This is a genomic window from Pseudomonadota bacterium, assembly GCA_011049115.1.
Lineage (GTDB): Bacteria > Desulfobacterota > Anaeroferrophillalia > Anaeroferrophillales > Tharpellaceae > DSCM01.
This window is the reverse complement of sequence record DSCM01000028.1, coordinates 38,691-46,073: the sequence shown is the minus strand read 5'-3', so window position 1 is coordinate 46,073 and position 7,383 is coordinate 38,691. Positions and strand designations below refer to the sequence as shown.

Annotated in this window: 6 protein-coding genes and 2 pseudogenes; all 8 read left to right on the top strand. The window is 57.8% G+C overall.

Going from position 1 to position 7,383, the window contains the following annotated elements; translation table 11 throughout:
- Positions 1-177: 177 nt before the first annotated feature.
- The 8 genes and pseudogenes from ENN66_02605 to ENN66_02570 all read left to right on the top strand — a co-directional run bounded on the left by ENN66_02605 (position 178) and on the right by ENN66_02570 (position 7,245).
- Positions 178-1,325 (top strand): annotated as a pseudogene (locus ENN66_02605) (StlD/DarB family beta-ketosynthase).
- Positions 1,326-1,739 carry a hypothetical protein gene (locus ENN66_02600; protein ID HDS15502.1) on the top strand — a complete coding sequence of 138 codons (414 nt, stop codon included), beginning with the start codon at positions 1,326-1,328 and terminating at the stop codon, positions 1,737-1,739. It abuts the pseudogene before it with no gap.
- A complete protein-coding gene (locus ENN66_02595; GenBank protein HDS15501.1) occupies positions 1,736-2,737 on the top strand; it encodes a DUF4872 domain-containing protein in 1,002 nt (333 codons plus the stop codon). Before ENN66_02600 ends, ENN66_02595 begins: the two co-directional genes overlap by 4 nt.
- Positions 2,738-2,741: 4 nt before the next feature.
- Positions 2,742-3,669 (top strand): annotated as a pseudogene (locus tag ENN66_02590) (ABC transporter ATP-binding protein).
- Positions 3,662-4,897 carry an ABC transporter permease gene (locus ENN66_02585; GenBank protein ID HDS15500.1) on the top strand — a complete coding sequence of 412 codons (1,236 nt, stop codon included), beginning with the start codon at positions 3,662-3,664 and terminating at the stop codon, positions 4,895-4,897. Before ENN66_02590 ends, ENN66_02585 begins: the two are co-directional and overlap by 8 nt.
- Positions 4,894-5,163, top strand: coding sequence for an acyl carrier protein (locus ENN66_02580; GenBank protein HDS15499.1), 270 nt, complete (start codon positions 4,894-4,896; stop codon positions 5,161-5,163). Before ENN66_02585 ends, ENN66_02580 begins: the two co-directional genes overlap by 4 nt.
- 58 nt (positions 5,164-5,221) lie before the next feature.
- Positions 5,222-6,361, top strand: coding sequence for a hypothetical protein (locus tag ENN66_02575; GenBank protein HDS15498.1), 1,140 nt, complete (start codon positions 5,222-5,224; stop codon positions 6,359-6,361).
- Complete coding sequence (locus tag ENN66_02570) at positions 6,358-7,245, top strand: hypothetical protein (GenBank protein HDS15497.1); 888 nt, start codon at positions 6,358-6,360, stop codon at positions 7,243-7,245. The genes ENN66_02575 and ENN66_02570 overlap by 4 nt, the downstream gene beginning before the upstream one ends.
- Positions 7,246-7,383: the final 138 nt, after the last annotated feature.

Genomic DNA, 7,383 nt, shown 5'->3' with positions numbered 1-7,383 from the left:
TTACGGTCTATGTTGTCTTCCTGCTGACCATGATTCTGACCGTGGTCCCCTTGAATCTGTTGCTGCGCCGTCTGAGCGTTTGGCTGAGAGGGAAAAACCTCGCTCAGGCGGTTACTTATTATGAACAGCCTTCGGGGAAATAGCCTGAAGAGCGTTACGGAAAGTTTGAGAGAAAACATGTTATCCAAGGTCTACATCAACCACATTGCCGCTTTTCTGCCCCACCCGCCGGTCGACAACGAGACCATGGAAACGGTGCTGGGGCAGATCGGCGAACGGGCTTCGCGAGTGCGCAAGATCATTCTGCGCAGCAACCAGATCACCAGCAGACACTATGCCCTTGACCCCCGGATCGGAGCCGTCACCCACACCAATGCCGAACTGGCGGCGGCCGCCGTGCGGGCCCTCGGCCGTCAGGGCTGTCCCTTACAAGACATCGAATTACTGGCTTGCGGCACTTCCCTGCCGGATCAGCTGCTGCCCAATCATGCCCTGATGGTCCACGGTGAACTCGGACTGCCACCCTGCGAAGCGGTGGCGACCGCCGGAATCTGTCTGGCTGGAACCATGGCGCTCAAATACGCTTACCTGTCAATTCTCGCCGGTCAAAAGAAAAACGCCGTGGCGACCGCTTCGGAAAACGTCTCCTCACTGCTACGCGGCCTCAATTTCACCGAGGAGATCGAAGCCCGGGCGGCCCAACTTGAAAAACAACCGGCCATCGCCTTTGAAAAGGATTTTCTGCGCTGGATGTTGAGTGACGGGGCCGGAGCCCTCTGGCTGAGTCCGCAGCCCGAGGGCGACGCTATTTCTCTGCGGATTGACTGGATTTTTCAGAAATCCTATACCGGCGAGCTTGAAACCTGCATGTACGCGGGCGCCGAAAAAACGACCTCCGGCCGCCTCAAGGGCTGGCGCGAATACGCCCCTCAGGCCTGGCTGGAGCGTTCAATCTTTTCAATCAAGCAGGACGTCAAGCTCCTCAACGACAAGATCATTGAATACACCGTGGTCCGACCTCTGCGCGAGCTCAGCCGGCAGGTCCTGGTCGAGGCCGACCAAATCGACTGGTTCCTGCCGCACTATTCCTCCGGTTTTTTCCGTGACCCGGTCCGGGCCGGGCTGCAGGCGGCGGGCTGCGACATCCCCCAGGAAAGATAGTTCACGAATTTGAGTACCAAGGGCAATACCGGTTCGGCCTCAATCTACATCATGCTGGAAGAACTGTTCAATTCGGGTTCCTTGAAAAAAGGCGAGAGGCTACTTTGTTTCGTCCCCAAAGCGGACGTTTTTCCACCGCCTACATTCATCTGACGGTAGTCTGAATGGAAAATCGGCAAGTTCCCCAAGACAACATTTCCACCCTGGCTCGCCACCGGAAAGCCCTTTACGCAACCAACGCCGACGGGCTTTATGAAATCGTCGCCTCCTCCGGCTGGCGGGTGGAAGAAGCCGCTACCCGTCAGGCCCTCGAGGAGTTTGAGCGCCTGGCGCGGAAGGCTTACGCATTGGTTCTGGCCGGCCGGGCTTCCCCGCTTTATTATCATATGTACGCCCAACGCATGGATCCGCCGACTCTGGCCCAGGCCACCGGCCTCTGGCTCTGGCGCATCAGGCGTCATTTCAGACCTCAGATCTTTGCCGGACTGGGACGAAAAAGACTGTCACTTTACGCCCAGGCCCTGGGGCTTGAGCTCGCGGAACTCACGCGGCTGCCACACCGCGAGGCGGACGCATGACAAAACCCGCCTTCATCCATAATCATTCCGCCCATTGCGAAAGTGGCGTAATGGCGCTGATGCTGCGACATCACGGCCTACAGCTTTCCGAGGCGATGGTTTTCGGTCTCTCCGGGGCCCTGATGTTTGCCTACATTCCCTTTATCAAGCTAGGCGGTCTGCCCCTGATCGCCTACCGCAGCCGCCCGCATGCGATTATCAGGGGACTGCAGAAAAATATCGGCCTGCGCATGCGGCTGCAGACCTTTCGCCGGGCCCGGCAGGGCACCGCCGCCCTTGACACCCTGCTCGCGCAAGGCGAAATCGTCGGAGCCCAGACTTCGGTTTTCTGGCTGCCCTATTTCCCCGAGGAAATGCGTTTTCATTTTAACGCCCACAACCTGATCGTGTACGGCAAAGAAGGAAATGAATATCTGGTCAGCGACCCGGTCTTTGAACAACCGGTGCGCTGCTTGGTCGAGCCCCTGGAAAAAGCCCGCTTCGTCAAAGGAATGATGGCCCCAAAAGGTCTGATCTACTATCCGGTCGCAGTGCCGAAGACCCTGGACTTCGGCTTTCTGCTGCCTCGCATCATTCGTAAAAACGCCCGGGCCATGCTTTACAGCCCGGTTCCGATCGCCGGCGTTTCCGGCATTCGGCGGCTCGCCGAAGCCATCACCCGACTTGAGAAAAAAGATCCGCACTACGCCAAGCTGCTGCTCGGCCATATCATTCGCATGCAGGAGGAAATCGGCACCGGCGGAGCCGGTTTTCGTTTCATCTATGCTTCATTTCTACAGGAAGCGGGCAAACTGCTGGCCGAACCCAGACTGGAAGAAAGCTCAATGATGATGACCGCGACCGGGGATCAGTGGCGGGAATTCGCCCTGATGCTGGCCCGCAGCCTTCGCGGCAAAAAAAACCAGGCCATCGACTTCGCGTCCCTGCGCCGAAAACTGGAAAGCGTGGCCGAGAGCGAAACCCAAGTTTACCGCAAGTTACTGGCGACGGTCGGTTGAGAAAATGATCCGCATTGAAAATCTAGTCAAGCGTTACGGCCGGCGCTGCGCCCTCGACCATCTCAATCTGGAGATCGGCACCGGGGTGATCTTCGGGCTGTTGGGCCCCAATGGTGCAGGCAAGACCACATTACTCTCGATCCTCAATGGTCTAAGCACTTTCCAGGCAGGTAAGATTCACATTTTCGGACTCCCCCTGCAACGGGAAACAGCCGAAATCCGCCGGCGCACCGCTTACATTCCCCAGTCTCCGGCCTTTTACGAAAATTTAAGCGTGCTCGAAAATCTTCGTTTTTTCGGTGGCATTCAGAAAATCCGGGGCGCCGCCTTACGCCAGGCGATTGTACAGGCGCTCAGCGTCAACCGCCTGGAAGATTGTCACCAACAAAAAGCCGGCACCCTTTCCGGAGGCCAGAAACAGCGTCTCAACATCGCCATCGGCCTGCTCAACAACCCCCGAGTTGCTGTATTTTGACGAACCAACCGTCGGCATCGATCCCGATGGCCGAATAGAGATCCTGAAAACCATTCGCGCCTTTAAACACGAAGCCAGAACCGTCATCTATTGTTCCCATTACCTGTCCGAGATTGAAAAAATCTGTGACCAGGCGGCGATTATCGACCATGGCCGCATCATTCTTGAGGGGCGGATCGAAACCCTGCTGCGAGAGCGCGGAACCTCGACCTTGCACATCGAAATGTTCCATGCCGACAAAAACCGGCTGCAGCATTTCGCCCGGCACCATTCCGGTCTTGAGGTAGCCGACGCCGCCACCCTCACCCTGGCGAAACCAAATGCCAGCACGCTGGCAGACCTGCTGGAAGCTCTCGAAAACGAAGGCTTCGAGCTCAAAGAGATCCGCTACGGCTCCACCACCCTCGAGGATCTCTTTCTCCGCCTGACCACGACCGGAGAAAAACGCGATGTTTAAGACCATGCTGGCTAAAGAGTTCATCCTGATTCTGCGGGACAGACACGCCCTGGCCGCCCTCTTCATCATGCCGGCGATTTTCATTCTGATCATGTCGCTGGCCCTGAAAGACACACTCAGACACGATCCCATCGAGATTGAATACTCCCTCATCGATCTCGATCACAGCGTCCTGAGCGCCAGATTTGAACAATTACTTGGCCGCCAGGCTCGGCTCCGGCGCCGGCCGGCGGCCGGAAACCCGGCCCCAAAATTAACACCGGCTCCCGCAAAGTCAGGCTCCGCCCTGACTATCAACCCAGGTTTTGCGCAAAACCATGACCGCCAGGAAATATCGCCCGTCTTACTGGAAGTGGCGCTTCCGACCAGCGTCAGACCGGGGAGACTGCTGTTGTTCAAAACCGAAATCACTCGGGCCCTGATCCGCCTGCGCCTTGAAACAATCATGCGCGAACTTGCTTTTTCTCCAGCGCCGACCGCCACGCAGAGCCAGTTCTTCGGCGACGCCGGACGGCCGGAGATTCCAGCCCTCGAGACCTTTTTTCTTGACACCGAAGCCGCCATCACCTTGCGCTACGCCGAGCTGAAAGCAGGACGGGAACCTTCATCAACCCAGCAAAGCGTTCCTTCTTGGATTGTGTTCGGCATGTTCTTCATCATTATTCCGATATCGACCATTTTTATCAACGAGCGCCGACGTAACACCCTGATGCGCATGACGGCGATGAATATTTCACTGCCCGCCCTGTTCATCGGGAAAATCACGCCCTACCTGGTCATCAATCAGCTGCAGGCCGGTCTCATGCTCGCGGTCGGGGTTTTCATCGTACCGCTTTGCGGAGCCGAGGCCCTGCAACTGGGAAACTCGATCGGCGGCCTGGCCCTGGTTTCGGTCGGCCTCAGCCTGGCCGCCGTGGGAACCTCGATGTTGATCGCGGTCTCGGCCACGACCGTGGAGCAGGCGACCACCATCGGCGTCATCATCAATATTCTCCTGGGGGCAATCGGCGGCATCATGGTTCCGAAAACATACATGCCCGAGCCCATGCAACAACTGGCCGGGCTTTCGCCGATGTCCTGGGGACTGGAAGGATTTCTCGATATTTTTCTCCGCGACCGGGGCCTGCAAGCGGTTCTTGGCGAAGCCCTGGCCCTGGCCGCTTTCGGCCTCGGCCTGCTGCTGGCGGCCGGAGTCGTCTTTCACTTTAAAACAAACCGGGAACAATGAAGGGATCTTTAGACGAGGCGCTGAAGCTGCGCCTAAAGAAAATGATCATTGAAGAATGCGAAAGAGAGGATATCAGCCCCACCGACATCAACGATGAAGTGATGCTTTTTTCCGAAGCCAGCGGTCTCGGGCTCGATTCGCTTGACGCCCTGCAAATCCTGATGGGCCTACAAAGCCATTTCGGCATCCGCCTGCCTGACAGCAAAGCCTTTCGCCGCCATGTCACCACCATCAACGAACTGGCCGATTTCATTCAGCCGACCTGAGCTCTGGACGACAAATGAGAGTTAACCCGTTCCGGCATCAGGAAAAAGAAATACAAGCATGATCACGATTATCGGTGGAGAGCTGCTGAGTGCCCTGGGGAGCCGGAGCGAACGGAGACGGTCACTCCTGGCCGGCCACAACCCACGCGAGCTGGTCAAGGTCCGGGTCGGCGAGCGTCTGGCGCCCTACCCCTACTACCGCCTCGACCAAGCCCCCCGCTTCAGTTCGAGCGCGATTGTCGATAACTATCTTGACCGAACAGTCAGGCTGTTGCAGACCAATCTGAACCTGCAGCTTTCCGATTTGAAGGGCATCGGGGTTTTTCTGGGAGCCTCCGCGATCGATTATTCCCTGGCCGGCCCCCTCGAAGAGAATGTCGACCCAGCCTTTATCGACAGGTGCGAACGCCAACGGGTCGGCGCCGGCGGCTACCTGGACAGCCTGATGCGGCGCCAGACCTTGGAGGGTCCCGCCCTGACCTGCAACACGGCCTGCACCTCCAGCGCCAACGCCCTGATCAACGCCGCCGCACTGCTGAACGGCGGACTGATCGATCACGCCCTGGTCCTGGGTCTGGAGCTTTACTCCCCGACCACCCTTGAGGGCTTTGCCATGTTGCAGTTGCTCTCCTCCTCAGGAATGCGCCCCTTTGACCGCAACCGCGACGGCATTGTTCTGGGGGAAGCGGTCGGCGCCGTACTTCTCAGCCGGGAGGAAATCAGCCCCTCGCCCTGGCGCTATCTCGGCGGAGCAAGCCGCTGCGAAACCTATAGCGTGAGCGGAACCGAGCCGAGCGGGGAGGGGCTCGCCCGAGTAATGCGCGCGGCCCTGCAGGATGCCGGTCTCAAAGCGGAAGACATCAGCGCGATCAAGGCTCACGCCACCGCCAGTGAACTTAACGACCGGGCCGAGATGCGCGCCCTGGAACAGATTTTTCACCGAATGCCGCCGATTGTCGCTCTGAAACCCTATATCGGCCACACCCTGGGCGCTTGCGGCACGGCCGAACTGGTTTTACTGATGGAAAGCGTCGGCGCCGGATTTCTGCCGGCGACCCTCAATTTCACCGTTCTGGAAAACGAGTTCCGCAACCCACCCCTGCAAGAGGTGCTGCCCCTGCACCAAGGCGTCTTCATGCTTAATTATTTCGGTTTCGGCGGCAATAACACGGTTTTCATCGTTAAGCGCACGGCATGACCCTCTACATTCACGGACTGGGCCTGCATCATGGCCCCATCGACCCCGAAACCCCGGAGCTTCCCGATCTCAAAAACAAGCTCAAAGCCCTCAGCGGCACCAGCCCTCGCCGCACCGACCGCTTCATTCAGTTGGCCATCATCGGCGCGCATCAAGCCGCTGCCGTTTCCCGCCCAAACCCTCAGACCGCCCTTTACATGACTTCCGGACAGGGGAATATCATGGTCTTCGACCGGGTTGTGCGCCAGCGTCACTTTACCGGAAATCTGACGAAACCGGCCGACTTCATCAATCTGGCCGGCAATACGGCGGCCTATTATGTTGCCGCTCATCTCGGGCTTGAAGGCCGCAATCTGTTTCTTGCCCATCACCATTTCCCCGTGCAGATGACCATGCTTCTGGCTCAGAACGATCTGCAACGACAAACGGAAGAAGCCATTCTGATCGGCGCCGTCGACGAAGTCATTCTACCCCTGGAACTGGGCCGAAAATTTTTAGGCGTGGAGAAGGGTCTGCCACTGGCCGAAGGCAGCAACTGGATGCTGGTCAAGAGTAACGCCGACGGCGCGCTCGCCGGACTCGAGATAAAACCTGAATGCTTTTCTGAAAAGGCTTTAAAAAACTTTCTCTCGACCTTGACACCCGGTACCCGTCTGGCTTTTTCCAGACGTTTTTCCGCCGCCGAAAGCCGGTCTTTGCAGAAAAGCGCTCCAGGCTGCGAACGCTATCATTACGAAGCGGCAAGCGCCTATCATGAAACCCTGCCCCTGTATGTCCTGAACCTTTTTCTGAGCCGGGAAAACGGCGTTCTGGTCCATCTCGACAAAAGCCCGGATTCCTGCCGTTACCTGATAATGTGCGTCGACAACCAACAATCGTCCTGACACGGTCCGGTCGGCTTCATTTTTCCTGAAGCCAGAGGGTCAAACAGGTCCCCTCGCCGGTGCCATCCCCGATGTGCACAAGCTTTTCTTATAACTTCAGTTTCGGGAGCTTTGGTGTATTTCCTCCACTCCCGACGT

Excerpts from the sequence above, each read along its gene's own strand:
- ENN66_02570 (HDS15497.1), top strand. The coding sequence starts at position 6,358 with ATGACCCTCTACATTCACGGACTGGGCCTGCATCATGGCCCCATCGAC.
- ENN66_02600 (HDS15502.1), top strand. The coding sequence starts at position 1,326 with ATGGAAAATCGGCAAGTTCCCCAAGACAACATTTCCACCCTGGCTCGC.
- ENN66_02580 (HDS15499.1), top strand. The coding sequence starts at position 4,894 with ATGAAGGGATCTTTAGACGAGGCGCTGAAGCTGCGCCTAAAGAAAATG.
- ENN66_02595 (HDS15501.1), top strand. The coding sequence starts at position 1,736 with ATGACAAAACCCGCCTTCATCCATAATCATTCCGCCCATTGCGAAAGT.
- ENN66_02575 (HDS15498.1), top strand. The coding sequence starts at position 5,222 with ATGATCACGATTATCGGTGGAGAGCTGCTGAGTGCCCTGGGGAGCCGG.
- ENN66_02585 (HDS15500.1), top strand. The coding sequence starts at position 3,662 with ATGTTTAAGACCATGCTGGCTAAAGAGTTCATCCTGATTCTGCGGGAC.